General features: G+C 33.9%; 24 protein-coding genes and 5 tRNA genes. 2 read left to right on the forward strand and 27 right to left on the reverse strand.

Annotation, left to right across the window (positions count from 1 at the left end; translation table 11 throughout):
* Positions 1-9: 9 nt before the first annotated feature.
* The 21 genes from rplK to R3L15_RS08685 all read right to left on the reverse strand — a co-directional run bounded on the left by rplK (position 10) and on the right by R3L15_RS08685 (position 15,177).
* Entirely contained in the window at positions 10-450 is a 441-nt protein-coding gene (gene rplK / locus R3L15_RS08585) for a 50S ribosomal protein L11 (protein WP_125468172.1), read from the reverse strand.
* A 71-nt stretch (positions 451-521) separates the two neighbouring features.
* Positions 522-1,076 (reverse strand): transcription termination/antitermination protein NusG, encoded by a 555-nt coding sequence (gene nusG, locus R3L15_RS08590; protein WP_125468171.1) that lies wholly within the window; start codon positions 1,074-1,076, stop codon positions 522-524.
* A gap of 3 nt (positions 1,077-1,079) precedes the next feature.
* Entirely contained in the window at positions 1,080-1,277 is a 198-nt protein-coding gene (gene secE, locus R3L15_RS08595; RefSeq protein WP_338731142.1) for a preprotein translocase subunit SecE, read from the reverse strand.
* 16 nt (positions 1,278-1,293) lie between these two features.
* Positions 1,294-1,366 (reverse strand) — tRNA-Trp (locus R3L15_RS08600).
* A 61-nt stretch (positions 1,367-1,427) separates the two neighbouring features.
* On the reverse strand, positions 1,428-2,615 hold the full coding sequence (tuf, locus tag R3L15_RS08605; protein WP_338731143.1) for an elongation factor Tu: 1,188 nt from the start codon (positions 2,613-2,615) through the stop codon (positions 1,428-1,430).
* Between the two features lie 65 nt (positions 2,616-2,680).
* Positions 2,681-2,752, reverse strand: a tRNA-Thr gene (locus R3L15_RS08610).
* 66 nt (positions 2,753-2,818) lie between these two features.
* Positions 2,819-2,891 (reverse strand) — tRNA-Gly (locus tag R3L15_RS08615).
* Positions 2,892-2,953: 62 nt separating this feature from the next.
* Positions 2,954-3,036, reverse strand: a tRNA-Tyr gene (locus tag R3L15_RS08620).
* Between the two features lie 36 nt (positions 3,037-3,072).
* Positions 3,073-3,146 (reverse strand) — tRNA-Thr (locus R3L15_RS08625).
* 111 nt (positions 3,147-3,257) lie between these two features.
* Positions 3,258-3,560: a ribosome hibernation-promoting factor, HPF/YfiA family gene (hpf, locus tag R3L15_RS08630; protein WP_125468168.1), complete on the reverse strand. Its 303-nt coding sequence runs from the start codon at positions 3,558-3,560 to the stop codon at positions 3,258-3,260.
* A gap of 38 nt (positions 3,561-3,598) precedes the next feature.
* The gene (locus R3L15_RS08635) at positions 3,599-4,489 is read right to left on the reverse strand and encodes a tyrosine-type recombinase/integrase (protein WP_338731144.1); all 891 of its coding nucleotides are present in this window, start codon (positions 4,487-4,489) and stop codon (positions 3,599-3,601) included.
* A gap of 155 nt (positions 4,490-4,644) precedes the next feature.
* Positions 4,645-4,839 (reverse strand): 30S ribosomal protein S21, encoded by a 195-nt coding sequence (gene rpsU, locus R3L15_RS08640; RefSeq protein WP_338731145.1) that lies wholly within the window; start codon positions 4,837-4,839, stop codon positions 4,645-4,647.
* Positions 4,840-4,927: 88 nt separating this feature from the next.
* Positions 4,928-6,358 carry a carboxypeptidase-like regulatory domain-containing protein gene (locus R3L15_RS08645; protein ID WP_338731146.1) on the reverse strand — a complete coding sequence of 477 codons (1,431 nt, stop codon included), beginning with the start codon at positions 6,356-6,358 and terminating at the stop codon, positions 4,928-4,930.
* Positions 6,359-6,449: 91 nt separating this feature from the next.
* Positions 6,450-7,616 (reverse strand): acyl-CoA dehydrogenase family protein, encoded by a 1,167-nt coding sequence (locus R3L15_RS08650; protein ID WP_338731147.1) that lies wholly within the window; start codon positions 7,614-7,616, stop codon positions 6,450-6,452.
* 24 nt (positions 7,617-7,640) lie between these two features.
* On the reverse strand, positions 7,641-8,507 hold the full coding sequence (locus tag R3L15_RS08655) for a helix-hairpin-helix domain-containing protein (RefSeq protein ID WP_338731148.1): 867 nt from the start codon (positions 8,505-8,507) through the stop codon (positions 7,641-7,643).
* 9 nt (positions 8,508-8,516) lie between these two features.
* Entirely contained in the window at positions 8,517-10,139 is a 1,623-nt protein-coding gene (locus R3L15_RS08660) for an alanine/glycine:cation symporter family protein (RefSeq protein ID WP_338731149.1), read from the reverse strand.
* Positions 10,140-10,245: 106 nt separating this feature from the next.
* Positions 10,246-11,268, reverse strand: a complete 1,023-nt coding sequence (locus R3L15_RS08665) for a potassium channel protein (RefSeq protein WP_338731150.1) — start codon at positions 11,266-11,268, stop codon at positions 10,246-10,248.
* Positions 11,269-11,273: 5 nt separating this feature from the next.
* Complete coding sequence (locus R3L15_RS08670; protein WP_125468160.1) at positions 11,274-11,501, reverse strand: PspC domain-containing protein; 228 nt, start codon at positions 11,499-11,501, stop codon at positions 11,274-11,276.
* Positions 11,502-11,517: 16 nt separating this feature from the next.
* Positions 11,518-12,789: a DUF2851 family protein gene (locus tag R3L15_RS08675; RefSeq protein WP_338731151.1), complete on the reverse strand. Its 1,272-nt coding sequence runs from the start codon at positions 12,787-12,789 to the stop codon at positions 11,518-11,520.
* Between the two features lie 96 nt (positions 12,790-12,885).
* Complete coding sequence (locus R3L15_RS08680; protein ID WP_338731152.1) at positions 12,886-13,866, reverse strand: cysteine synthase family protein; 981 nt, start codon at positions 13,864-13,866, stop codon at positions 12,886-12,888.
* A gap of 72 nt (positions 13,867-13,938) precedes the next feature.
* Entirely contained in the window at positions 13,939-15,177 is a 1,239-nt protein-coding gene (locus tag R3L15_RS08685; protein ID WP_338731153.1) for an FtsX-like permease family protein, read from the reverse strand.
* Between the two features lie 21 nt (positions 15,178-15,198).
* Between R3L15_RS08685 and R3L15_RS08690 the strand changes: the two genes are divergently transcribed.
* Complete coding sequence (locus tag R3L15_RS08690; protein ID WP_338731155.1) at positions 15,199-16,434, forward strand: DUF1343 domain-containing protein; 1,236 nt, start codon at positions 15,199-15,201, stop codon at positions 16,432-16,434.
* A gap of 2 nt (positions 16,435-16,436) precedes the next feature.
* Here the strand turns inward: R3L15_RS08690 and R3L15_RS08695 are convergent, their stop codons facing one another.
* The 3 genes from R3L15_RS08695 to R3L15_RS08705 are packed head-to-tail and all read right to left on the reverse strand — an operon-like array spanning position 16,437 to position 18,689.
* Positions 16,437-17,312, reverse strand: coding sequence for a glycerophosphodiester phosphodiesterase family protein (locus R3L15_RS08695; RefSeq protein WP_338731156.1), 876 nt, complete (start codon positions 17,310-17,312; stop codon positions 16,437-16,439).
* Positions 17,299-18,144 carry a sterol desaturase family protein gene (locus R3L15_RS08700; RefSeq protein WP_338731157.1) on the reverse strand — a complete coding sequence of 282 codons (846 nt, stop codon included), beginning with the start codon at positions 18,142-18,144 and terminating at the stop codon, positions 17,299-17,301. Before R3L15_RS08700 ends, R3L15_RS08695 begins: the two co-directional genes overlap by 14 nt.
* 50 nt (positions 18,145-18,194) lie before the next feature.
* Positions 18,195-18,689, reverse strand: coding sequence for a YkgJ family cysteine cluster protein (locus R3L15_RS08705; RefSeq protein WP_338731158.1), 495 nt, complete (start codon positions 18,687-18,689; stop codon positions 18,195-18,197).
* Positions 18,690-18,706: 17 nt separating this feature from the next.
* On the opposite strand from R3L15_RS08705, the gene R3L15_RS08710 reads away from it, so the two are divergent.
* Positions 18,707-19,408, forward strand: a complete 702-nt coding sequence (locus R3L15_RS08710; protein WP_338731160.1) for a class I SAM-dependent methyltransferase — start codon at positions 18,707-18,709, stop codon at positions 19,406-19,408.
* A 3-nt stretch (positions 19,409-19,411) separates the two neighbouring features.
* On the opposite strand, the gene R3L15_RS08715 is transcribed toward R3L15_RS08710, so the two are convergent.
* Genes R3L15_RS08715 through R3L15_RS08725 form a run of 3 tightly spaced genes read right to left on the reverse strand, consistent with a single transcriptional unit; the run spans position 19,412 to position 25,854 of the window.
* Positions 19,412-21,034 (reverse strand): amidohydrolase, encoded by a 1,623-nt coding sequence (locus R3L15_RS08715; protein WP_338731161.1) that lies wholly within the window; start codon positions 21,032-21,034, stop codon positions 19,412-19,414.
* A 28-nt stretch (positions 21,035-21,062) separates the two neighbouring features.
* Positions 21,063-22,787: a TonB-dependent receptor gene (locus tag R3L15_RS08720; protein ID WP_338731162.1), complete on the reverse strand. Its 1,725-nt coding sequence runs from the start codon at positions 22,785-22,787 to the stop codon at positions 21,063-21,065.
* Between the two features lie 46 nt (positions 22,788-22,833).
* The gene (locus tag R3L15_RS08725; protein ID WP_338731163.1) at positions 22,834-25,854 is read right to left on the reverse strand and encodes a tetratricopeptide repeat protein; all 3,021 of its coding nucleotides are present in this window, start codon (positions 25,852-25,854) and stop codon (positions 22,834-22,836) included.
* Positions 25,855-25,966: the final 112 nt, after the last annotated feature.

The following is a 25,966-nucleotide window of genomic DNA, read 5'->3' on the forward strand; positions in this document are numbered from 1 at the left end:
TTTTTTAGATTAATTAGGGGCTTCACCTCCTTTTACAGTTATCCCCATAGATCTTGCTGTTCCAGCTACCATTCTCATGGCAGAATCGATTGTAAATGCATTTAAATCTTGCATTTTATCTTCAGCTATGGCTCTAACTTGATCCCAAGAAACTTTAGCTACTTTTTTTACATGAGGTTCTCCTGAACCTTTCTTCACCTTGGCCGCTTCTAATAATTGTACAGCAGCAGGAGGCGTTTTGATTACAAAGTCGAATGATTTATCTGAATAAACAGAAATCACAACTGGTAATACTTTACCTTGTTTATCTTGGGTTCTTCCGTTAAATTGCTTACAGAACTCCATGATATTAACTCCTGCGGCACCTAAAGCGGGTCCAACCGGTGGCGAAGGATTCGCGGCACCTCCCCTAACTTGTAGTTTAACTACTTTACTTAACTCTTTTGCCATTTTAATTAATTTAATTTGATACAAGCCTTAATTGTGGAAGCAAAGGTTGCATCTATATCATGTAACAATTATTATACTTTTTCTACTTGCATATAGCTTAGTTCTAATGGTGTTTTTCTTCCAAAAATTTTCACCATAACTTCTAGCTTACGCTTTTCTTCGTTTATTTTTTCAATGGTACCGTCAAATCCGTTGAAAGGTCCATCGATAACTTTTACAGTTTCACCTACTTTGTAAGGTATCGCTACATTCACATCGGCTTCTACTGCTAATTCATCTACCTTACCTAACATTCTGTTTACTTCAGATTGTCTTAAAGGTACTGGATCACCACCTTTGGTTTCACCTAAAAATCCAATAACATTTGTTACAGACTTAATAATATGTGGTATTTCACCAGTTAAGTTAGCCTGTATCATAATGTAACCTGGAAAATATACTTTTTCCTTATTTATTTTCTTTCCATTACGGATTTGGATGACCTTTTCCGTTGGAACTAAAACTTGGTCTACATAGTCTTCTAAACCTAATCGAGCAATTTCGTTCTCTATATAGGTCTTTATTTTATTTTCTTGACCACTAACAGCTCTTACAACATACCACTTTTTCTCGCTCACTTCAGACATATTCTAACCGTTAATCCATTTAAAATAAAAACCAACAACCTTACTAAAAACCGTATCTACTCCCCAGATTGCTAAGGAGAAAATAATTGAAAACACCGCTACTAACACTGTTAAGCCTTGAGCTTCAGACCAAGTTGGCCATGTAACATGGTGCTTTAGTTCTTCGAAAGATTCTTTAATATATTTTACAATTCCAGCCATTGTATTTCTTTATTTGCACGGGTTGAGAGGCTCGAACTCCCGACACCTGGTTTTGGAGACCAGTGCTCTACCAACTGAGCTAAACCCGTAAATACAAGTCAAGGCATTTCGACTTATCGAAACACCTTAACTTATATATTAAACTTATAATTAGTCTAAAATCTCAGTTACCTGACCAGCTCCAACTGTTCTACCACCTTCACGGATTGCAAAACGTAAACCTTGATTTAGTGCAATTGGTTGAATTAAATCAACAGTAATAGTTAAGTTATCTCCTGGCATAACCATCTCAACTCCATCAGGTAAGTTAATGTTACCTGTTACGTCAGTTGTACGTACGTAGAACTGTGGACGGTAGTTGTTATGGAATGGTGTGTGACGACCACCTTCTTCTTTCTTAAGGATATAAACCTCTGCTTTAAATTTAGAGTGAGGAGTAATTGAACCTGGCTTACAGATTACCATACCACGACGGATATCTGTTTTCTCAATACCTCTTAATAAGATACCTACGTTATCTCCAGCTTCACCTCTATCTAATATCTTACGGAACATCTCAACACCTGTAATAGTAGATGTTAATTTTTCAGCTCCCATACCAATGATCTCTACAGGATCTCCAGTGTTAGCAACACCAGTTTCGATACGTCCAGTTGCTACTGTACCACGACCTGTAATAGAGAACACATCCTCTATTGGCATTAAGAAATCTTTATCTGTATCACGTACTGGCTCTTCAATCCAGTTATCAACAGCTTCCATTAATTCCATTACTGTATCCACCCATTTTTGCTCACCGTTAAGTGCACCTAAAGCAGAACCAGAAATTACAGGACCATTGTCACCATCGTATTCGTAGAAAGATAATAAATCTCTCACCTCCATATCAACAAGCTCTAAAAGCTCTTCGTCATCTACTAAATCTACTTTGTTTAAGAAAACAACAATACGAGGAATACCTACCTGACGTCCTAAAAGGATGTGCTCACGTGTTTGTGGCATAGGACCATCTGTAGCAGCTACCACTAAGATAGCGCCATCCATTTGCGCAGCACCAGTTACCATGTTCTTTACGTAATCGGCGTGACCTGGACAGTCAACGTGTGCATAGTGACGGTTAGCTGTTTGGTATTCTACGTGAGATGTATTAATTGTAATACCTCTTTCTTTTTCTTCTGGAGCATTATCGATAGTATCGAAATCTCTTTGCTCAGATAAACCTGCGTTAGCTAATACTGTAGTAATAGCTGCAGTTAAAGTTGTTTTACCGTGATCTACGTGTCCAATTGTACCTATATTTAAGTGCGGTTTGGAACGATCAAAAGTTTCCTTTGCCATGTTTGTAAAATTTAATCTTAGTTATATAATAATATTAGTGTAAAAACAAAATTTATTCCTAGCAGAGCCAATGACGGGATTTGAACCCGTGACCTCTTCCTTACCAAGGAAACGCTCTACCCCTGAGCTACACCGGCTTAAAAGTTCAAAGTTTAAAGCTCAAAGTTTCGCTTTGAAGTTTTAAACGACACTCAAAAGTTTAGAGCGGGAGACCGGGTTCGAACCGGCGACATTCAGCTTGGAAGGCTGACGCTCTACCAACTGAGCTACTCCCGCAATTCTCAATTAAAATAATTTCTTATTTTTTTTTGAGATTTCCGTTTTCACGGAAATTGTTGTGGGGAGAGCAGGATTCGAACCTGCGAAGTTAAAAAACAACAGATTTACAGTCTGTCCTCGTTGGCCGCTTGAGTATCTCCCCAATGTTTGGTATAATTCAGTATTTCTTAGAACTTAGAGCCGATGGAGGGACTCGAACCCACGACCTGCTGATTACAAATCAGCTGCTCTAGCCAGCTGAGCTACATCGGCTTTTTTATTGACTTTTTTTACCTAAAAAAAGCCCGCTATTTCTAACGGACTGCAAATGTATATATTTATTTTCTTATTCAAAACATTTTTTAAAAAATTTTCATTAAAATTTTACAAATAAGATTTTAGCTTGCCTTTTCGTCTTTTTAATTGCCTTTCTAATGAGGCTACAGCCATATCTGTTCCTTCCTCAAAACTTTTGCATTGTTTCTTTACAATTAAGCTATCTCCTGGTACACTAACTCTTGCTTCAAAAATTTTATTTTCTTTATCGCTAGTGTTTTCTACTTTTAAATAAACATCTGATTGAATTATCTTATCGTAAAACAAATCTAACTTATCCATTCGCTTTTGAATAAAATCTATCAACTTTCTATCGGCAGAAAAATTGACTGACTGCGTGTTTACTTTCATACTTTTAATTGTTTTAGGGTTAGACATAAGATTTAATGCTATTTATTACTTCTTGGATGGGCACTTAAATAGACTTTTTTTAGCTCGGCAATACTATTGTGTGTGTATACTTGCGTAGCAGCTAAACTAGAATGCCCTAAAAGCTCTTTAACAGCATTTAAATCGGCTCCTTGATTTAATAAATGCGTTGCAAAGGAGTGCCTTAATATATGTGGGCTTTTTTTAACCTTTGCCGACGCTTTACTAAAATACTCATTAATTGTTCTGTAAACAAGAGTTTCATAAATTTTAACGCCATTTTTGGTTAAAAATAAATGGTCTGAATCTTGTATTTTATTTAATGCTTCGCGTTTCTTGAGGTATAGTTTTATGGTTTCTATTACTTTACCTAGTAATGGTACATAACGTTCTTTATTTCGCTTTCCTACAACCTTTAACATTTTATTGGGTAAATCTAAATAAGACAATTTCATTTCGATTAATTCAATACGACGCATACCTGTTGAATAGAACAACTCTATTATTAAGCGATCGCGTAAGCCTTCAAAATCGTCATCAAAGTGTAATTCATCTAGAACAGTTGCGACTTCGGCTTCGGAAAAAGGGACTTGTATTTTTTTGCTAGTCTTTAGCGCTTTATGTTTGGCTAACGGGTTGGATGTTATTTCGCCTATTTTTAGCAAAAATTTATAATAGGAGTTTAAAGCTGATATTTTACGGTTAATGCTACGGTTTGATATCTCTTCTTCTACCATAAGAACAATCCAGCTTCGTATTTGCGAATAATTAACTTCAACCATATTATTTGTATCGAAGTTTTCTTTTAGAAATGCTAAAAAATTCTCCAAGTCGGTTTTATAAGCTTTCACTGTAAGCTTAGAGTATTTTTTTTCTAGTAATAAGTAGTCTAAAAAGGATTGAAAAGGCATTTCTACATTGTATTATTAGGTTAAATATACAGTTTTGTTATGACATTGGCTAAGCCACATAAACGATAAATCGCTACTTTCTTAAAAACTTTTAACTTTTACGCATAAAAAAATCCTGCAAATTGCAGGATTTTTATTTTTTTTAAAAGCTAAACTTAGATGTTTTCTTGATCTCTAAGTTGTTGTATATACTGTGCTTTTTGTACTTGTGCTCTTCTTGCGACAGAAGGTTTTGTAAATTGCTTACGTGTTTGCAATTGACGTTTTGCTCCTGTTCTATCGAACTTACGCTTAAAACGCTTTAGCGCTCTATCTATATTTTCTCCTTCTTTTATCGGTATTATTAACATAGTGCCTTAACCTCCTCTCTTTTAAAATTTCGGTGTGCAAATATACTTTCTTTTTTTATACGTGCAACTGTTATTTTAAAATAATTAGTTAATCTTTATATAGTTTAGATCTTTTGGTTAAGTCTTGAATTAATTTTTCGTCTTCTTCGCTCTCTAAAAGAATGTTATACCCTTTCCAGAATTCTTTATTGTAAGGCTTTGGCGAAAAAATATCGGCGTCCCAATCTTTGCTTAATGCTTCAGAAATTTTCTCCTTATCTTCTATAACTTCTGAAAATAATATTTCTTGTACCGTATAGTAATAACGCTCCTCTTTATTATAACGTTTTTCTTCTTCTTTATTCATTTTACCTTTGGGCTTATAGCCTACATTAACTAGTTTAGGTGTTTCATAATACATATAACTAGGGTACATTTTATCGTTATACGCCATGTAATTTATAACTAGTTTATGATTGGTTTGTGTTCCAAAGAGTGTTTTACTACGGCTTTTTTGCGCTGGTGAAGCAGCTACTAATTCATACTCTATCTTTTTAATCGCATAATTATCCCAATAGATATACATCCAACCTTTTGGATAATAACCTTCGTTATAAATGCCTTCTGTATCTAAGCCAACATACTCGTTTCCTTTCGCTATTTGAATTTTGTAAATCTTCCTATCGTTATCGACTAGAATTGTATCAATCCCAAATAAGTGTTTGTCTAAAATATCTTCACCAAAAAGGGCGTCTTCTTCTTTCGAGTTTCTAACTAGGTTAAGCTTTCCTTTAAAAAGATTTGGCAGGCCATTAACACGTGTATCGTTCCATTTAATTGCTTTTGTTAGCCTAGATGTTGGAATGGTGTCACGTTTTAAGTTTTCAGCTTTTAAGGTTTTATTCCCTGTTGTATTTTTTAAATATGTATAATAGGTAAATAAGCTATCTACATCGCGCAAGTCGTAACTTTTACGCATTTGATCTACATTTACTTTTAAATACTCGCTACTAGGAGAAGTAAAACCAGAATCGTAAACCGATATGGCGCTTTCTATAAGCCATTTAAATTCTTTAGTATTTCGTTCTTTATGTCGTAAAAATCCTTTTTGAATATAAGCCGAATCGGGCATGTTTTCTTGAAGTTTTTCTAGCGCTTTTAGCACTACTTCGTTTCCGGTTTCGGGGCGTGGATCGGCAACAATTAAAACCTCATCTAAAGAAGCGACATCTTCTTCCAAATAAACTATGGCTTGATTATCAAACTCATCAACAGGTGTTTTGTAGCTTTTGTATCCAATTGTAGAGATAACTAAAGTATCTTTTGCATGCTTACTAGGCACTTGCAACACAAACTTACCATCAATATTACTTACAGTACCAATGGTGGTATTTTGAACATACACACTAGCACTTTCTATGGGATAGTCTAAAATTGAATCGACAATTTTATTTCTTAATTCAATTTGAGAATAACTCGAAAAACCAAAAGCTACGATTAATACAATTAATAAACTTATGTTCTTGTTTTTTGAAGCCATAAATAAGTTATATTGTTGTTTTATATTCTTTATTATCTAGTCCCATTTTGGCAATAATAGATTGGTATTTTCGCTAAAACGCTAAACTAATTTATTTTGCCGGTTTATATGTTTTTTCGTCTATCACCATTTTGGCGATAATTTCACGAAGAATTTCAGAGGTTCCGCCTCCAATAGGCCCCAACCTACTATCGCGAAGCATTCTTGCCATAGGATATTCTTCCATATAACCATAACCTCCTAAAAACTGTAAGCAATTATAAATAACCTCATCGGCCATTGCAGTAGATTTTAGCTTAGACATGGTAGCTTCTTTTACAACATATTCTCCCTTGTTTAATCTATCGGCTACAGTATAATTGAAGGTTTTACACATGGTCATATCGGCATATAATTCTGCAAATTTGTGTCGTAATGCCTGAAACTTATCTATGGTTTGACCAAAAGCTTTACGCTCGCTCATATATTGTTTTGCATAGTTCAAGGCATATTCTGCTCTAGCGTGAGCATTAACTCCCATAATTAACCTTTCTAAAGCAAAGTGCTGCATAATATAAGGGAAGCCTTTTCCCTCTTCTCCCATTAAATTTGATGCTGGAATTTTTACATTATCGAAAGCGATTTCAGCTGTATCTGAAGCACGCCATCCTAACTTATCTAACTTAGTTGCCGATATTCCTGGTGTATCTCTATCCATAATAAAGATACTTATTCCTTTATTTCCTAGCTCTGGGTTTGTTTTGGCTGCTACCACTAAATAGTCACTATATACGCCGTTAGTTATAAATGTTTTTGAACCATTAATAATATAAGAACCGCCTTCTTTAACAGCTGTTGTTCGCATACCAGCTACATCACTACCTCCAAAAGGCTCTGTAATACACAAGCAACCTATTTTATCGCCTGTAATACTTGGTTTTAGGTATTTTTCTTTTATCTCGTGGCTTCCTTCGGCATTAACATGCGTCATGGCTAGATAAGTATGTGCCCAAATATTGGCTGCGAAACCACCTGAATTTATTTTTTGTAGCTCTTCTAAAAGAATGACTGTGTAAAATGTATCTAATCCCATACCGCCATAGGCTTCTGGATATACTAATCCAAATATTCCCATGTCGCCAAACTTCTTCCAAATAAATCGTTCTACGGTTCCTGTTTCTTCCCATTTATCGATGTGTGGTACGACTTCTTTCTGCAAAAACTCTTTAAAACTTTGCCTAAATAATTCATGTTCTTCTGTGAAGTACATATTATTCATATATAAAAATTTAATTATTCTTAGTTATAGGGTCAAATATAACTTAATTATATCAAATTTATTTAAAGGAAAGTCCTCAACTTTCAACAATTCCTCATAAGACTTAAATCCATCCCGTAGCGTTCTTTGTTCTAAAATATTATGAGCGACTTCATAATCAATATATGGAATTAACACTAATTGGTCTCTTGTTGCTGTATTCAGTTTTATTTTTTGAATCGTTTTAGGTGTTTTAACTGTAAAATGCTCTAAAACTCTTGCAATAACATCGTCTTGCAACCCGTAGACTTCTTGTAATTCCACGTCGGCTATAAATCCGTTGTTTTTAACTTTATAATCTACAATTCGCTTACTTAATGCCTCACCAATGCCATACACTTTTTGAAGTTGACTTGCTGTGGCTTGGTTTAAATCGATTTTCTCTTTAAAGGTTTTTGGTAAACTATTTTTATTCCTGTAAGTTTTTTGGGGCTTGGGATTTGTAACCCATTCTGGAAATTTAAAATATGGAGAGATTGTCTTTAACAGGGAATCAGAAACCTTGGTGACTTGCTGAAATTCTTTAGCCGAGTTAACCCATTTATTTTTTGATCGAAATTTATGAAGCCTATCAATTTCCTGATTACTCATCCCTAAAACGTACCCTTTATAATCTGTAATGTAATTCGGGTTAAAAGGATAAATTTTGGGTTTGTTGTTTTCTTTGGCAACTTTTTTAAGCGAGTCGATCTCTTTTTCAAGGTCTTCAAAATTAGTTACATTAGGTAACTTTTCAGGAGTAAAACTCACAAATGAATACACCAATTGAATAACTATAATAAGGAATATCAACAAAAAAATCCCATTTCGTTGTTGATTAGTAAACTTGAAATGGGATTTTATATTTTTCATAAAACTTTATTACATATGCTTAGTCAAGTCTTCGGCTCCATCTTCTAGAGCGTCTTCTTTCTTATTAATAGCATTCATGTATTTTTTTAATTCTTTTCTAATTACTGGAGATAGCATAATGACACCTATTATATTAGGCACAACCATAGCAAAAATCATAGCATCAGAGAAGTCTATTACTGCTCCTAAACTAATAGATGCTCCAACAATTACAAAAATTAAGAAAAGAAATTTATAGATTAAATCGGTTATTTTTCCTTTTCCAAATAAATAAGCCCATCCTTGCATCCCATAATAAGACCATGAAATCATAGTAGAGAAGGCAAATAATATAACGGCTACTGTAAGTATCACTGAGAAATGAGGAATAACAGTATCGAAAGCACTTGCTGTTATTTCTACACCTTCTTTAATCTCTACACCATACTCCATAAATCCACCATCAAAATTAGTAATTACAATTACTAATGCTGTCATAGTACAGATTACAACGGTATCGACAAAAGGCTCTAATAACGCTACAATACCTTCAGAAGCAGGATATTTTGTACGTACAGCGGAGTGTGCAATTGCTGCAGAACCAACCCCGGCTTCGTTTGAAAAGGCCCCTCTTCTAATTCCTTGAATCATTACACCAACAAGACCTCCGGCAATACCAAGACCTGTAAATGCACCGTCATAAATTAAACCAAAAGCATCGTCGATTAAAGTAAAGTTAGCGCCTAAAATAATTAATGCGGCTAATACATAAATACCCGCCATAAACGGTACTATTTTTTCTGTTACAGAGGCAATACGTTTAATTCCTCCAATAATAACAATTGCTACAAGACCTGCCATTACAAAACCAAAATACATTCCTGCATTATCGCTTTCAAAATTAAAAAGCTTAGTAAACTGTGCTGCAGCTTGGTTGGCTTGGAACATATTTCCACCACCAAAAGAACCTCCAATAACAAAAACAGCAAATACGGCAGCTAAAATCTTACCAAGTCCTCCAGCTCCTTTTTCTTTTAATCCTTTTGATAAATAATACATTGGCCCACCGTATACGGTACCGTCTTCGCCAACATCTCTATATTTTACACCTAAAGTACACTCAGCAAATTTAGAAGCCATTCCTAATAAACCAGCAATAATCATCCAAAAGGTTGCTCCTGGTCCACCTATAGATAAAGCTACGGCAACTCCGGCTATATTTCCTAATCCAACAGTTGCCGATAATGCTGCGGTTAAAGCCTGGAAGTGCGACACTTCGCCATGTGCACTATCATCTCTTAGGGTTTCTATAATATTGTGATCTTCATTAGGAGTGGGATCCCCATAAAGTGTATCGGCTCCATGTTTTTCAATGTCTTCATACTTACCCTGTACTACCCTTACAGCAGTTCCAAATCCTGTAATATTTATAAGTTTAAAATAAAAGGTGAAAAATAGCGCACCACCTACTAAAACGATGAGTACCCAAGGAATTTGAAAGGTTTCTGAAAAAGGGATTTCATAAAAAATAGCATCTACAAACCAACCTGTATAGTCTTTAAAAAGTCTGTCAAACTTCTCGGAAGTTGATTCTTGAGCAAACGTTAAAAAAGGTAAAATTGCGGTAAAAAAAGTAAGAAGATATCTCTTCATTGTTATGTTATTTTTTAGTTAGTTTTTAGAAAATAAATTGTTAAAGTCGACAAGATGCTAAAAAAAAATGAGTTATTAAAACATCTGGCGTTAAAATGGGAAGTTACTAATCTATGTTATACACTGTATTTAGCTTTTGTATTTGCTCTGGACGACCTAACACAATAATCTTAGATTTGGGTACTAATTGTGTTTCGGCTTCTGGGTTTACTACGTAATCGCCTTCGCCATCTTTAAAGCCTATTACGTTACAGCCTGTTTTTCGCCTTAGATCTAAATCTTTAATCGTTTTTACCTCTGCTACATTATAGAGTTTCTCGACTTCAATCTCTTCTATATTTATGTTTGATTTACCAACGATAGATAAATTATCTATAAACTCTATTAAATCTGGCACAACAACTAACGATGCCATGTGATCGCCACCTATTTTATCTGGTAAAATTACGTTATCTGCTCCTGCTAATTTTAATTTTTTATAAGAGGTCTCTTGCGATGCTCGACTAATAATACACAGGTTTTTATTTAATTGTCTTGCCGAAAGCACCACAAAAAGGTTATCGGCATCGTTTGGTAAAGCACAAATTAAAGTACTTGCTCTATTAACGCCTGCTTGTATTAAGGTTTCATCGTCATTGGCATTGCCATGAATAAAATGCATATCATCATCGGTAAATCTATCTATTAGTTCCTTATCTTTTTCTATAACCACAAAAGCTTTATTATAAGCCAATAGCTTTCTTGCTGCTTGCGTTCCGTTACGGCCATAACCACAAATTATAATGTGATTGTTTAATTGGTCTATTTTCTTTTGCATTTTTTTTTGCTTTAATTCTTCTAAATTATTCTTGCTTAAAATGTATTCGGTAATCACGCTAATAGCAAAACCTACAATAACAACACTGGCTAATATTAAAAATACGGTAAATACTTTTGAGTATTCGTCGAGTGGTTGCACTTCTCCAAAACCAACTGTTGTAATGGTAATAACCGTCATGTAAAGCGAATCTACCCAGGAATATCCCGACATAAAACGATAGCCAAAAACACCTATTACAAGCACACAACCCAATAACAATATTGCCGTGTAAATTCGAGACTTAAAAAGTTTTAAGAAAGTATTATTCATAAATGTTATAAATCAAAAACCGATGTGCGTTTTGTATAGATTAAGTCTTTTATTCGCATCCAAAACGCGATAAACAAATACAGGGCAAACCCAAAACCTAAGGTTACAAATGTTAAGTATAAAAAAGATGTTCTTACAACTTTAGCACGAATACCTAAACGGTCGGCAATACGTTGGCAAACGTAATAGCCTCTTTTTTGAAAGTACAGTAATGCTTTGTAAAAAATATTCATACTACAAAGAAACGGTTTATTTTGCAATTAACGTATTGCCAATAGCACATTGCAAACACTTATTATAATTACAATACTTATTTTTAAGCTGCAACAATGCTTGTGTTTGTAATGCTGAATTTGCCATAGGACGCAACTTACTAAAAGCTGTAATAACTTGGTTTTTTTCTGGTTTTATTTGACTTACTAGCTTTAATATGGCTTCGTTATTATTTTTTCCAACGGATTGATTATAAGTGAATTTTAAAGGAATTATCGTATTAATAATTAAAAGATCTATAAAAGATTTTGATAAGTTTTTTTGAGTGGCTTTTGATTCTTTTTGAAACGTATAATGTGTTTCCCAAAATGGTAATGTTCCTGTTTTAAATATCTCGTAAATACTCTTTTTATCCTTTGCTTCAATTAGTTTAAAAAACAATCCTTGATGTATACTGTAAAGCATAGCTAATTGAGACAGCCTTATGGTTGGGAAGTTTTTAGGACGTAACCGAAAAAATTTTAATGGTAAAACCGACTCGTTAGACAACCCAAATTTTTGTTTTATAAAATTATATTTTGAAGATAGCTCAAGAAAGTACGGAACTTCTGAAACCTTATTAAATAATCCAGATTGGCCAAAAAACAAAGCTTCCAATTCGTCTGGTTTTGATGATAATTTTCTAACCACAGAAAAATCGAAAGATTTTGACATACTAAAAAATGCTTCGCCATTAACTTTTAATCCAAAGTTTTTAGCTAACAGCTTAAACAACACCGCTTCCCAATCGTTGTTAGATGTTTCTAAAAGCTGTTGTATAACGTTGGTTTTATCTTCTAGCCTTTCAAAGTATAAACGTTCCAGCCAATTATCAATAATAAAATCTTCTATTAAAGCTATTTCATTTTCACAATTAATCCACTTTTCAGATGTAGAAAGTAAGTTGTTGTAATTAGATAGTATGTCTTTAGAAATATAGTTTTTCAGCTCTAAAGTTGGTAATACCGAATTATCTTTCCTAAAAATATCCGTATCGTGATTATAAACCACATGTAAAATTACGTTATCGTAAGCTTTATCCTGTTCGTGATGATGCACAAACCAATCGCTAGAATTTATATGTATCTCTACATTTCCTGCCCAAAGCTGCTCGCTTATTCGTATTTGAGCATTAAAAAAATCTGGTCCAGAATTATGATTATGTTGCCCAACTGAAGTTATAGTTAAACTTTCGTATTGTGTTGTTTGAGCTTGCAACACATCAAACTTTTTATGTTTCCAAATATAATGTAGAAACGCTTCTTGCATGTAACTAATATAGTGCAGTTTAGACTATATAGCAATAAAAAAGCCCAAAACATAGTTTGGGCTTCTTCTTTATTTGTTATTTGAAACGTTGGTTTTTTACTCTAAAAACCCTTGTTCTTTCATCCAATCATTATTAAACATTTTTCCAACATAGCGACTACCATGATCGTGAAATAATACAATTACGACATCGCCTTCTTTAAAATGTTCTTTTAATTGCAACACACCTTTTATAGCAGCTCCAGCAGAATTCCCTAAAAACATACCTTCTTCTTTGGCTAGTTTTTGGGTATAAACTGCCGCGTCTTTATCGGTTACTTTGGTAAAACCATCTATAATATCGAAGTTAACATTTTTTGGTAGTATATCTTCCCCAATACCCTCGGTTACATAAGAGTAAATTTCATTTTCATCAAAAATACCTGTTTCATGGTACTTTTTAAAAACACTTCCATAGGTATCTACGCCCCAAACTTTTACATTAGGGTTTTGTTCTTTTAAATATTTACCTACACCAGAGATGGTTCCTCCTGTTCCTACTCCAACAACAAAATGTGTGACTTTACCATCGGTTTGATTCCAAATTTCTGGTCCAGTACTTTCATAATGTGCTTGTGTATTACTTGGGTTATCGTATTGGTTTACATACCAAGCATTAGGTGTTTCTTCGGCCATTCTTTTAGATACCGAATAGTAACTTCGTGGATCTTCTGGAGCAACATTAGTAGGACATACAACTACTTCGGCGCCAACAGCACGAAGGACATCAATTTTTTCTTTTGATTGCTTATCGGCAATTACAAAAATACATTTGTACCCTTTTACAATAGCGGCTAATGCTAACCCCATTCCTGTATTACCAGAAGTTCCTTCTATAATAGTACCGCCAGGTTTTAGCCTTCCATCGGCCTCGGCATCTTCAATCATTTTTAGAGCCATTCTATCTTTTACCGAATTTCCTGGATTAAAGGTTTCATATTTAGCCAATACTAAACAAGGTAATTCTTTGGTAAGTTTATTTATTTTAACCAATGGTGTATTTCCTATGGTTTCTAAAATATTTTTTGCGTATTCCACTCTATAATTTTTTGTGTGGCAAAGTTACGTGTATTGTTTGAAAATAAAAGTTAATCAATTCTTATTTAAACATTATTCAAACCTCATGGCTTTAACTGGAGATATTTTGGAGATTAAATAAGATGGCACTAAAAGCATAATTAAACACATTACAAAGGTGCCTAGATTTAATAGCAGGACATAAGTTAAGTTTAGGTATATAGGCACTTCGGCAACATAATATACGTCTGGATTTAATGGTATAAATTTAAAATATTTTTGGGCTAATAATAGACCAAGCCCTAGTACATTTCCCCAAAACAGACCTAATAAAATAAGATATGATGCGTTGTATAAAAATATCTTTCTTATGCTCCAATTATTACTTCCTAAAGCTTTAAAAACCCCTATCATTTGGGTACGCTCTAATATAAGAACTAAGAGTGCTGTAATCATATTAATTCCCGCTACCAGTATCATGACACCAATTATACCGTAAATATTATTTTCGAAAATTTTTATCCATTCGAATATAGAAACGTATTTTTCTTCAACTGAATAACTATTAAGTTGAGATGGCGTATTTTGGTAAACCTCGATGAGTTTTTCGTTTATCTGGCTATAATCATCTAAAAAAATCTCAAAATTCCCAGCTTGATTTTCACCCCATTTATTAATACGCTGTAAGTGTTTTAAATCGCCAATTATATAGGTTTTATCAAAGTCGCTAAACCCTGAATTATATATGCCTACTATGTTATATGGTATCATTCTTGGCGGCTTGTTAGGATCGTCTTCTCGCCTAAACATCGTGATAAACTTATCGCCCACTTTAAAATGCATTCGATTGGCTAAATATTCCGATATTAAGACATCTTCATTCATTTTACCTGAATAATCTGGCAAATCGCCATCGACTAAAAACTCTTTAAAATAGCTCCAATCGTAATCGCCACCAACACCTTTAACAATCACTGCTTCAAAATCGGTTTCAGTTCTAATAACCCCCAGTTTTGTTGCCACAGCTTGAATGTGTTTTATGCCACTAACCGATTTAAACTCGGGATAAAAATCTTGTTCCATAGAAACCGGTGCACCACTTTCTTGCGAATTGTTACTATCGAAATTTGAAATAATTAAATGCCCGTTAAACGCCGATACTTTATCGCGAATTTTATGCTGAAGCCCAATTCCTGTAGCAATCGAAATAAGCATAACTACCATACCAATAGCAATAGCTGTAATACCAATTTTTATAATTGGTGCCGAAACGCTACTTTTATACGTTTTATTATCAATTATGCGTTTTGCTGTAAAATATTCGAAATTCAAACTATGTGTTTACTTTTAAAGATGTTCAAAAATACAGTTTTATTATTGGTTTTAGTATTGATTTCCTGCGGAAACTCTCCAAAGGAGAAATCGCTATCTAAAAAGGCTTCAGAAAAACAAAATACAGCCACTAGCTATGATTCTGTACTAAAGACTCCTATTGTTGTTGGCGCTAATAAAACACAAGATTACTTTCCTAAACTCTCAGGCAAAACTATTGGTATTGTTGCCAACCAAACCTCGGTTATTTTTAACGCCAACGGCCACACACATATTGTAGATTCGCTTTATAATTCTAACATTAAAATTCAAACTGTTTTTGCTCCGGAACACGGTTTTCGTGGTAAAGCCGATGCTGGTGAAGTTGTAAAAGATGGTGTAGACACTAAAACAGGTTTGCCAATTGTATCGTTATACGGAAGCAATAAAAAACCAACTCCAGAACAATTACAAGGAATTGACCTTATTATTTTTGATATTCAAGATGTGGGCGCTAGATTTTACACTTACATTTCTACATTGCATTATGTTATGGAAGCTTGTGCCGAAAATAATATTTCGGTTTTAGTATTAGATAGACCAAACCCCAACGGACATTACATTGATGGGCCTATTTTAGAACCAGGACACAAAAGTTTTGTTGGTATGCATCCTGTTCCTGTTGTTCATGGTATGACTATTGGCGAATATGCCCAAATGATAAATGGTGAAGGCTGGTTAGAAAATGGTGTCACTTGCAATTTAGATATTATTAAAATGACTAACTATTCGCATAAAACACCGTACAGTTTACCCATAAAACCGTCTCCAAATTTACCGACAGATCAAGCGATAAACCTATATCCTAGTTTATGCTTTTTTGAAGGCACTAATGTTAATGCTGGTCGTGGTACAAAGACGCCTTTTGAAGTTTTTGGCAGTCCGTTTTTAAATCAAAATACATATACTTTCACATACACACCTCAATCTAACGATGGCGCAAAATACCCTAAACATAAAGATGTGTTGTGTTACGGAAAAAAGTTAAGCCAGAATGAACCATTGCATCGTTTAGATTTAAATTATCTAATTGAAGCTTATAACAACACAAGTGACAAAACAGTATTTTTTAATAAGTTTTTCACCAAGTTAGCAGGAACTAAAACACTTCAAAAACAAATTGAAGATGAGCTAACAGTTTCCGAAATTAAAAAAACTTGGGCTTTAGGTTTAAAAGCTTACAAGGAGATGCGCAAACCGTATTTGTTGTATAATTAAAGTTAGTCTTTCAACAATGGGATTAACTTATTGGGATAATCGGTAATTATAGCGTTTACACCAAAATCTATCATAACTTTCATATCGTCGACTTCGTTTACCGTCCATGGAATAATTTTAAACCCTTGTTTTTGATAGTCTTTTACCTCGCTTTTTATAAGGAGTTCGTAATAAGGACTAATAATCTCAGGTTTAAAAGATAGCTTGGTTAATTTCTCCTCGATATTTTCATCATCATCAATTAACAACGCAACATCCATTTTAGGTGCTTGTTGTTTTATTTCTTCTAAAATACGCACATCAAACGATTGTAAATTACATCTATTAAAAACGTGGTGCTCTTTAATTTCGTTTAAAACAAGCGTTACAAACTCTTTTGGTTCTGGCGTATATACATTATCGTATTCGAGCCTCGCTTTTAACTCAATATTATATTTAATATGCTCGTTTAAAGAATCTGCCATAACAAAAACCTCATTTAATAAAGGTTTGTAGGTTACCATTTTTTGCTGTTCTGGGTAACGTTCATGTATTTTGCTACCGCAATCAAACTGTTTAATTACCTCATAATTCATTGTATAAAGGTTTAACAGTTTATCTACTTCTTCAGGAATTTCTGCACCGCTTGGATCTAAACAATAAAAACGACTAATAAAAGGTTCGTGAGAAACAACCACTTTTTTATCTTTAGAAATCGCTAAGTCTAACTCTAAAGTATTCACCCCTAACTCGATAGCTTTTTTAAACGCTGGTAGTGAATTTTCTGGTAAAATTCCTCTACAACCTCTGTGTCCTTGAACACCAATGGTGTTCTTATGTTCACAACTCATAATAATTGTTGACAATGTAATAGCAAATAGTATTTTAAGAGATTTCATTTGTAGGTAGAGTTGTGGGCTTTTTATATTTTTGAAAGGGTTGGGTTAATAAGTTCTTTATTCGGCTATTTTCATCTTCATAAGGAAAAACATCTACACCATAAACCAGTTTTTCTCGATCTAATTCCATGTATGTTCCAAAAAGTCTATCCCAAACAGAAAAAATATTGCCATAATTAGAATCGGTATACGGTAACACATAATGATGGTGAACCTTATGCATATCTGGTGATACAAAAAAATAACTTAATATTTTATCTGCTTTTTTGGGCAGTTTAATATTGGCATGTGTTAATTGTGTAAAAACGACAGAAAGTGATTGATACAAAAACACCAACGCTATTGGTGTACCAACAATAAAAACACCCAGTAAGGTAAAGGCAAATCGTATGACACTTTCTATGGGGTGATGCCTATTTCCAGTTGTTGTATCGACTTTATGATCGGTATGATGCACTAAATGCACCATCCACAATGGTTTTACTTTGTGCTCGACATAATGAGCCAAATATGCGCCAAAAAAATCTAACAACATCACGCCTACAATAGCATATAGCCAGAGTGGCATTTCGGGTAGCCAATTTATAATTCCAAAGTTAGTTTCTTTAACCCAATCGGCTGTTTTAAGTAGCATAAAGGCTAATCCAAAATTGATAACAATAGTAGTAAGTGTAAAAAAGAAGTTAGGAATAGCATGACGCCATTTTTTATAGTTGAATTTAAACAACGGCACTGCACCTTCTAACAGCCAGAAAAGCGTGATACCACCAACCAATAAAATGCTTCGGTGTAAGGAAGGAATTGTTTCAAAATAGTTTAAAATACTTTCCAATAAATTAACTTTTTGTTTTTAAAGATAACATAAAAGTCTTATGAAAAAAATTAAAATTTAATGCGCTTTTTCATGGCTTCAACAATATTAAAAGCTGCTGGGCAAATAGCTACATTTTTCATGGTTAAATTTGAAATTTGCTGAAACTTCTTCCTATCGGTATGCGGAAATTCGCGACATGCTTTTGGTCTTACATCATAAATCATGCAGTAATTATCGGCACCTAAAAATGTACACGGTACACTTTGTAGCACATAATCGTTATCTTCATCAATACGCAAATATTGGTCTATAAATTGCGATGGTTTCATTCTAAAATGTTTAGAAATACGCTGTATATCTTTATCTGTAAACAACGGTCCAGTGGTTTTACAACAATTAGCGCAGGTTAAACAATCGGTTTTTTCAAACTCATCTTCGTGAAGTTCTTGCATAATATAATCCAATTGCTTTGGCGGTTTCTTTTTTAGCTTTTTAAAGAACTCTTTATTTTCCTTATGCTTATCTTTGGCTCGTTCTGGTAAGTTATTTAATTGATCTTGCATAGTACAAATTTACAATTATGAAAGATATTTTTGGCAAAGCCTTATTAGATTACCATAAAGGTAATTATAGTGACGATATTATAACTTCTACAAATATTTCTGATGAAGACGAGTTACCGCTTCCTTATTTGTTTAGAAATTACAGCAACATGCCTAAACTTGAACAAAAAGCGCTTCAATTAGTAAAAGGTACTGTTTTAGATGTTGGTTGTGGTAGCGGAAGCCATAGTTTATACTTACAAGAAAAAGAACTACAGGTTAAAGCAATAGATATTTCTAAAGGTGCTGTAACAGTGGCCAAAGAAAGAGGCGTTAAGAATGTTGCGTTAGCATCTGTTTTAGATGAATCCGAAACTTTTGATACCATTTTATTGCTAATGAATGGCACAGGAATTTTTCAAGAAATAGCACAAGTCTCAAAATACTTAACTCATTTAAAAAACCTTTTAAATGCTAACGGACAAATTTTAATTGATTCGTCTGATATTGCTTATATGTATGAAGATGATGACGGCGGACTTTGGATAGACACCAACGCGAATTACTATGGCGAATTGGATTACTTTTTAAGCTATAAAGGTGAACAAGAATTACCTATGAAATGGTTATATCTTGATTTTAATACGCTTTATACTGCTTGCAAAGCTGTTGGCTTAGAATGCGACTTAATTATGGAGGGCGATCATTTTGATTATTTAGCTAAACTTTCGTTAGCTTAAAAGCTATTGCTCTTCTCCATCAATAAATAAGCTTTCAACTTTTATAGTAGGTATTTTGTTTACCTCAACAGTCATAATATCCTTATCTAGGATAACAAAATCGGCAAATTTGCCTTTTTCAATACTTCCTTTTTCCTGATCTTCAAAGTTAGCATAAGCTGCCCAAATGGTCATCCCTTTCAAAGCTTCCTCTCGTGTTAACGCATTTTCTTTTTGAAAACCTCCTTTTGGAAACCCTTCTAAATCTTGTCGGGAAACCGCCGCATAAAATGTTAAAAACGGGCTTACTTTTTCTATAGGAAAATCGGTTCCTAAGGCAATCTTTCCTGAGGCTTTTAACAACTCCTTATAAGCATAAGCCTGTTTAATTCTATCTGCCTCTAGCCTATCTTCGGCCCAATACATATCACTCGTAGCATGTGTAGGTTGCACCGATGGGATAATGTTACTGTCTTTAAAAAATTCTATATCGTTATCTGTTAAAACTTGCGCATGTTCTACTCGCCAACGCTTGTCTTTTTTGCCTTTTAAAACATCTTTATAGGTTTGAAGCACAACTTTATTAGCCGAATCGCCAATGGCATGTGTATTCATTTGAAAATTTGCTTGTTCAATCTTTTTGGCCAACGCTTTAATGTTTTTAGGGGTTGTTACCATAGCCCCAAAATGATTATGCTTGTCACTGTAAGGTTTCTTTAAAGCTGCTCCGCGTGAGCCCAAAGCACCATCGGCATATACTTTTACCGATTGCACATTAAGTTTATCGGTTTTAATTGGCCCATTGTTTAAGTAATAGTCAAGATTTTTTTGGGTATTACTCACCATAGCATACACGCGCATGTTTAAATCGCCTGTTTGTTGTAGACTATCGATAAGTTGGATAACGTCTTTATCTAAACCAGCATCGGAAACTGTGGTTAGCCCTAAATCGAAACAAATATCTTGGGCTTGTAATAAAGCGTTTATTTGCTCTTGTTTGGTTGGATTTGGGTAAACGGCCTCAACCATCGCCATAGGATTATCAATTAAAATACCTGTAAGTTCGTTATTTTCAATAACGACTTCTCCCCCTTCAATTTTTGTCTGTTTAGTAATTCCCGCTAAATCTAATGCCGCTTGGTTACACAACATAGCATGCCCGTCTATCCTAGTTAAGGCAACTGGCGTGTTAGGAAAAAGGGCATTTAACAATTTATTGTTTGGAAAGGCTTTTTCTTCCCAATCGTTTTGATCCCAACCGCGACCTATTATAAAATTAGTTTGTTTGGTATTTTGAAAATCTAACACACGTTTCATAACCTCATCGAAACTAGATGTCCCCGCGAGATTTACTCGGTTTTGTTCTAGTCCTAATCCGTAAAAATGGCAATGTGCATCGATAAACCCTGGCACAATCGTTTTACCAGAAACGTTTAAGATATTTTCGGCAGTGAATTTATCTGAAATTGCTTTTGAAGTACCAATAGCAACAAATTTACCATCTTTTACTGCAAAGGCTTCAGCTTTATCATAAGTGTTATTTACTGTGTATACATTAGCATTTACAATTACGGTGTCAACAACTTCTTTATTTTTTGCACATGACCATATAGTAATGGCTATTAATAGGGTTAAAAGCTTTTTCATTGGTAAATAATTGGTGGTTAGTATGCTCTTAAAAATCGAATTTATAGGTTGCTCCTGCTAAAGCTTGAAAACTTTGTACCGGATAGTTTAGCCAACGGTTATAATTTTGATTGGCGATGTTATTTACTTTAGCATATACCGATAATTTATCATTTACATGATATCCAGCATGGGCATTGGCATCGAAATAGCTATCTAATGCTATTGTTTCAATGTTAACAGGCACTAAAGAATTGGTATAATCCATTTGTGCTTTTCGTTCGCCAACATAATAAATGTTTGCGCCAGCAAACCAATGTTTGTTTATTTGGTAATCCATAAACAACGATCCTGTAATTTCTGGTAAGTTCCAGGCCACTTCTTGATTATCTACATCGTACGCAAAATAATCGGCTTTAATACCTAAAGTAAAGTTGCGGTTAATATCTACGCTTAATTGGCCACCAATATTAAATGTGGATACATCATCGTAAACAACCCCGTAAGAATTGGCATGCTGATATACCTCTTCGGCGCCATTAACGACAAGTTCATTATTTTTAAACAAGGCTTTATCTCGTTCGGCTAAATACGCCCCTTTAATATTATAACTCACACTGTTTGACACTTTTCCTTTTAAACCTACATAGGCGTTGTATTGCTGATCGGTAGGTGCAATAAATAATGTTGGCGATACAAATGGGTTATCTTGTGCAAAATCGTAATAGGAATTTTGAATTAAATCACCTTTTATACCTCCGTAGGCGATTAATACCTCATTAACCACTTTATAAGAGGCCGAAATGTTTGGATAGATGTAAAACTTGTTATCACTATTCTCTATATCGTTTAAATAAAATGTAGAAACACCTAAATCTAATGTTAGATCATCATAAATTATTCTGTAGGTTGGCTTTAATCCAATATTAAAATTACCATATTTTAACTCTTCATTGGTATAATAATTTCTATCAAAACTCCCACCTAAATAATCCAACACTAAAGTTGTTGTGATTTCTTCATCAACAATTGGAATATCTGCCGTTGCAGTGGCTTTAAATCTATTTTCAGCCGAACTATAATCATCGCCAAAATGTCTAAATAGTACATCTATATTTTTTAAATAGGTGTCTTCAAATTGAATATCGCCACCAATATTTGCGCCATAAAATGTATGGTTTACATCCATGTTAGCTTCTGGTGATTCTGTGGTAAAATACGGTTGTGGCAAACCATACCAATTATAAACTTGATGCAAAAATCCACCTTCAATATTCCAAGATAAATCTCGTAATGTTCTAGAGTAATTTACATTTATCTTACTGTCGTAAAAATGGTCGTCTAGTAACACATCTTCAATTCCACCTTGAGAAGAATGATGGCTAACATAGCCACCAACATTATCTGTTCTACTAATAGCATGATTTAAATATACTTCACCTAAAATGGTGGTGTAACTACCAAAACCTAAAGTAGCATAATTATCATATAATTTCGCTGGCTTTTCTTTTTCTACTGTGGCAGCTTTTCCTTTTGCTGGCGTAAATGTAGACGCCACAGGAAATGAAAAAATATTATATTTCACCTCTTTTTTAGTTGTGGTAACCTCATCATCTAAAGACGGGGTTTCTTTTACCTTAAAGGCATCGGAAATCGATGGTGTATATGGTTTTACAACATTAATCACATTGGTTCCTATGGTATCGTTGTCGCGTTCTTGACTCCAACTTAACATTCCTGTTAAAGTAAATAATACAACGGATAAATATTTCATGTGCTTGCGCATAAATTTCATTTAATGTTTTTTTTGACTGATTTTTTTAATCTTCTGGTTGAACAGACATGTTGGTTTTAGCTTCTTCTGTCTTAATTTTAGACAACTCGGACTGGGCTTCTGCAACGACATCATCGTAGTCTTTAAAGTTTTCAATAACACTTTCAAGAATGTACGTTGCTTGAAAAGCATCGCCTAATTGATAATGATTTTTTGCCATAACAACCAACCCTTTAGCGCTGTAATATTTATAACCTGAAAAATTCTTTGCTAAATTTTGAACTGTACTATTAGAGGTTTCGAAGTCGCCTTCTTTATGTTGAAAATAAGCTTTGTAAAACATGGCTTCTGCAGCGGCTTCTCCTGTGGCTGTTTTTTCAACTTCTTGATAAGCTTGTTCTGCTTTTGGCTCATCGTCTGTTTTTATAGCCGAACGTGCTATAATTAAATAGGCATCGCTTTTTATTTTATTGTCAATAGTATTTTGCTCAAGTACTTTCTCTGCGTAGGAAACGGCTTGTTTATATTGTTCTAATTGATAATTGGCTTTCATTAAGTTAGATTGCGCAAAAACCACATTTTGTGGAAAACTAGCCTGAACCTCTAAACGTTCTAATAACGGAATTGCTTTATTCCAACTTTTCTGCTCTAGTTGAATTTGTGAAGCACGCAATAAAGCTTCTTCTGTAAACTCATTTGAAGTTCTATTAACAACCTCTATATAATGTGGCAACGCATTTTCTTTTAAATCTTTTTTAAAGTACAATTGCGCGACATAAAAATGCGTTTGTAAAGCATGAAGCCCTTTTGGGAATTCATTTAAATATCCATTAAACTGACGAATTGCAGCATCTGATTGGCCATCTAAATACTTTTTTTCGGCAGACTCGTAAGTGGTATTATCTAAATCGGCATCGGTAACTTCTACATAGTCTAACGTTTGCACCCAAGCTGCATAAGCATCTACTTGCCCTAGGTCGATATAAATTAAACGCGCTGTTGCCACTGCTTGATTTGCTTCTGGTGTATTTGGAAATTCTTCGGCAACTTGTTTAAACTTGGTTAAGGCTTTATCGTTTGTTCCAGAATTATAGTGTACCAAACCTTGACGTAATTTAGCCTTTGGCACAAAAGTACTCATGCGGTATTCGTTATTAAGTTTGTTATACATGTTTAACGCCTCTGAATTTCTATTTGCTTTTACGAGGGAGTTTCCTAATTCATACATGGCATCGTCTCGTAAAGTTGACTTTGGGTAACGTTCTATAAACGTGTTTAGGTCTGTAATTTTTTTATCAGAATTTCCTGCGTAACCAATACTCATTGTTTTTTGAAAAAAGGCATAATCTGAATTCACCTGATTAATTTTTATGGCCTCACTGTATGCATTAATAGCATCGTTATATTTACTAGATACAAAATTGACATCGCCTAACCTTAAATATGCATCGTTTAGCCTAATATTATCGTTGCTGTTATTATTTATAAACTGATTGAAAAAGGTAATGGCTTGCGAATAATTCTTTTGTTTAAAATATGTGTAAGCCAAGTTATAATCAATATTTACCGCTTCTTTTGTAGCTGTAGCTTCTTCAATTTGCTTAAACTGTTTAAAGCCTATTAAAGCATCGTTGTAATTTGATAAATTATAATTTGTTTCCGCTTTCCAAAAAATGGCTCGTGCAGTATAAGTAGGATTTATTTCTTCTTTTAGCGACTTATTAAAAAAGTCTTGAGCTTCTTGATAGTTCCCTTCATTATAAAGTTCTATTCCACGATAAAATGCGACTTTTTGATAGGCTTTTTTATTTTCAAAACTATTTTTCCCCTCGAGTAACTCTAAAGCTTCTTTGTAGTTTTTTGATGTAATATAGGAATCGATTAAAAGTGTTTCTATTTCATCTTTATATGCGGTATCTGGATAAGTCTCTAAATACTGCGTTAATACTTGTGGCACCGATTGATAAGGATTTCCTATTTCGTAACTAATTTTAGCATAGTTTAACCAAGCATCTTCTTGAACTTTTAAATCGTAAGTCATTTGTGAGGCGTTACGAAACGCATTTAAAGCTTCTTGTTTTTTATTTAAATGCACATAACTTTCGCCTAAATGATAATAAGCATTTTGAGCTACGGTATCTTGCCCGTCGATAATTTTACTAAACTCGGCTACAGCATTATCGTAATCTTTTTGCTTGTAGTACGTATATCCTAATTGGTAATAATCGGTATTGGACCATTTTCCGCGTTTTCCTTGATATTCTTTTAAATAAGGAAGCGCTTCTTCATATTGTTCTAAGTTGAAGTAGCTTTCACCTATAATTTTATTTAGTTCTGAAATTTCATCGCGATTACTTTTTGGTAATTGCTCTTTAGCTAACTCGATAGCTTTTTCAAATTTTCCTAGTTTAAAGTTTAAATCGGCTTGATAGTATGATAGCTTTTCTTGGTATTTCTCTTGGTCGCTAACTTGGTCGAAATATTGTGTTGCTTGGTCGTAATCATCGCCTTCATAAGCCATAAAACCAATATAGTATTTGGCTTGCGAGCCATATTTTTTGGAATTTTCAATGCGACTTAAATATTTCCTAGCGTCTTTATAATTTTTGGTTGTAAACGCTACATAACCATTGTTGAAGTTAAATTTTTCACGTTCGTTGCCTGCCAATGAGTTTTCGTCTACTTTATCATACCATTTTTTAGCGTAGGCATACTTTCCATTGGTAAAATAATAGTCGGCAACATCTACAAAAGCAGTATTTCGTTTGGTACTTGTAGGGTAATCTTCAACAAAATCTTCCATTAAGGTATCGGCGTTTTGCTGATTTAGTCTTACCGCACAATTAGCTATATAAAAGACACAATCAGATTCTAAAACATCTGTTTTGGCCGTCTTCTTCAACTGTTTAAAAAGTGTTTGCGCTGCTAAATACTGTTGGTTGTTATATAAAGAAAGGGCTTTTTGGTAATCCACTAACTCGTTAGTATATGCTGCAGATTGTTGTGCATAGGTTACAACACAAAAACAAAGAGTTAGAATGAAAAGGAAAACTCTATTAAGACTCATATAGTGTATGATTTTTTATATTGAATTCAAAGATAATTTTTCTATACATTTTATAACGTTAGAATTCTGTTATAATTATAAACACAAAAAATTGATTTATAAAAATTCTTAA

Origin of the sequence: Mangrovimonas cancribranchiae, from assembly GCF_037126245.1 — a bacterium.
In the GTDB taxonomy this organism is placed as follows: Bacteria; Bacteroidota; Bacteroidia; order Flavobacteriales; family Flavobacteriaceae; genus Mangrovimonas; species Mangrovimonas cancribranchiae.

Excerpts from the sequence above, each read along its gene's own strand:
- rplK (WP_125468172.1), bottom strand. The coding sequence starts at position 450 with ATGGCAAAAGAGTTAAGTAAAGTAGTTAAACTACAAGTTAGGGGAGGT.
- nusG (WP_125468171.1), bottom strand. The coding sequence starts at position 1,076 with ATGTCTGAAGTGAGCGAGAAAAAGTGGTATGTTGTAAGAGCTGTTAGT.
- secE (WP_338731142.1), bottom strand. The coding sequence starts at position 1,277 with ATGGCTGGAATTGTAAAATATATTAAAGAATCTTTCGAAGAACTAAAG.
- tuf (WP_338731143.1), bottom strand. The coding sequence starts at position 2,615 with ATGGCAAAGGAAACTTTTGATCGTTCCAAACCGCACTTAAATATAGGT.
- hpf (WP_125468168.1), bottom strand. The coding sequence starts at position 3,560 with ATGAAAGTAAACACGCAGTCAGTCAATTTTTCTGCCGATAGAAAGTTG.
- R3L15_RS08635 (WP_338731144.1), bottom strand. The coding sequence starts at position 4,489 with ATGCCTTTTCAATCCTTTTTAGACTACTTATTACTAGAAAAAAAATAC.
- rpsU (WP_338731145.1), bottom strand. The coding sequence starts at position 4,839 with ATGTTAATAATACCGATAAAAGAAGGAGAAAATATAGATAGAGCGCTA.
- R3L15_RS08645 (WP_338731146.1), bottom strand. The coding sequence starts at position 6,358 with ATGGCTTCAAAAAACAAGAACATAAGTTTATTAATTGTATTAATCGTA.
- R3L15_RS08650 (WP_338731147.1), bottom strand. The coding sequence starts at position 7,616 with ATGAATAATATGTACTTCACAGAAGAACATGAATTATTTAGGCAAAGT.
- R3L15_RS08655 (WP_338731148.1), bottom strand. The coding sequence starts at position 8,507 with ATGAAAAATATAAAATCCCATTTCAAGTTTACTAATCAACAACGAAAT.
- R3L15_RS08660 (WP_338731149.1), bottom strand. The coding sequence starts at position 10,139 with ATGAAGAGATATCTTCTTACTTTTTTTACCGCAATTTTACCTTTTTTA.
- R3L15_RS08665 (WP_338731150.1), bottom strand. The coding sequence starts at position 11,268 with ATGAATAATACTTTCTTAAAACTTTTTAAGTCTCGAATTTACACGGCA.
- R3L15_RS08670 (WP_125468160.1), bottom strand. The coding sequence starts at position 11,501 with ATGAATATTTTTTACAAAGCATTACTGTACTTTCAAAAAAGAGGCTAT.
- R3L15_RS08675 (WP_338731151.1), bottom strand. The coding sequence starts at position 12,789 with ATGCAAGAAGCGTTTCTACATTATATTTGGAAACATAAAAAGTTTGAT.
- R3L15_RS08690 (WP_338731155.1), top strand. The coding sequence starts at position 15,199 with ATGTTCAAAAATACAGTTTTATTATTGGTTTTAGTATTGATTTCCTGC.
- R3L15_RS08695 (WP_338731156.1), bottom strand. The coding sequence starts at position 17,312 with ATGAAATCTCTTAAAATACTATTTGCTATTACATTGTCAACAATTATT.
- R3L15_RS08705 (WP_338731158.1), bottom strand. The coding sequence starts at position 18,689 with ATGCAAGATCAATTAAATAACTTACCAGAACGAGCCAAAGATAAGCAT.
- R3L15_RS08710 (WP_338731160.1), top strand. The coding sequence starts at position 18,707 with ATGAAAGATATTTTTGGCAAAGCCTTATTAGATTACCATAAAGGTAAT.
- R3L15_RS08715 (WP_338731161.1), bottom strand. The coding sequence starts at position 21,034 with ATGAAAAAGCTTTTAACCCTATTAATAGCCATTACTATATGGTCATGT.
- R3L15_RS08720 (WP_338731162.1), bottom strand. The coding sequence starts at position 22,787 with ATGAAATATTTATCCGTTGTATTATTTACTTTAACAGGAATGTTAAGT.
- R3L15_RS08725 (WP_338731163.1), bottom strand. The coding sequence starts at position 25,854 with ATGAGTCTTAATAGAGTTTTCCTTTTCATTCTAACTCTTTGTTTTTGT.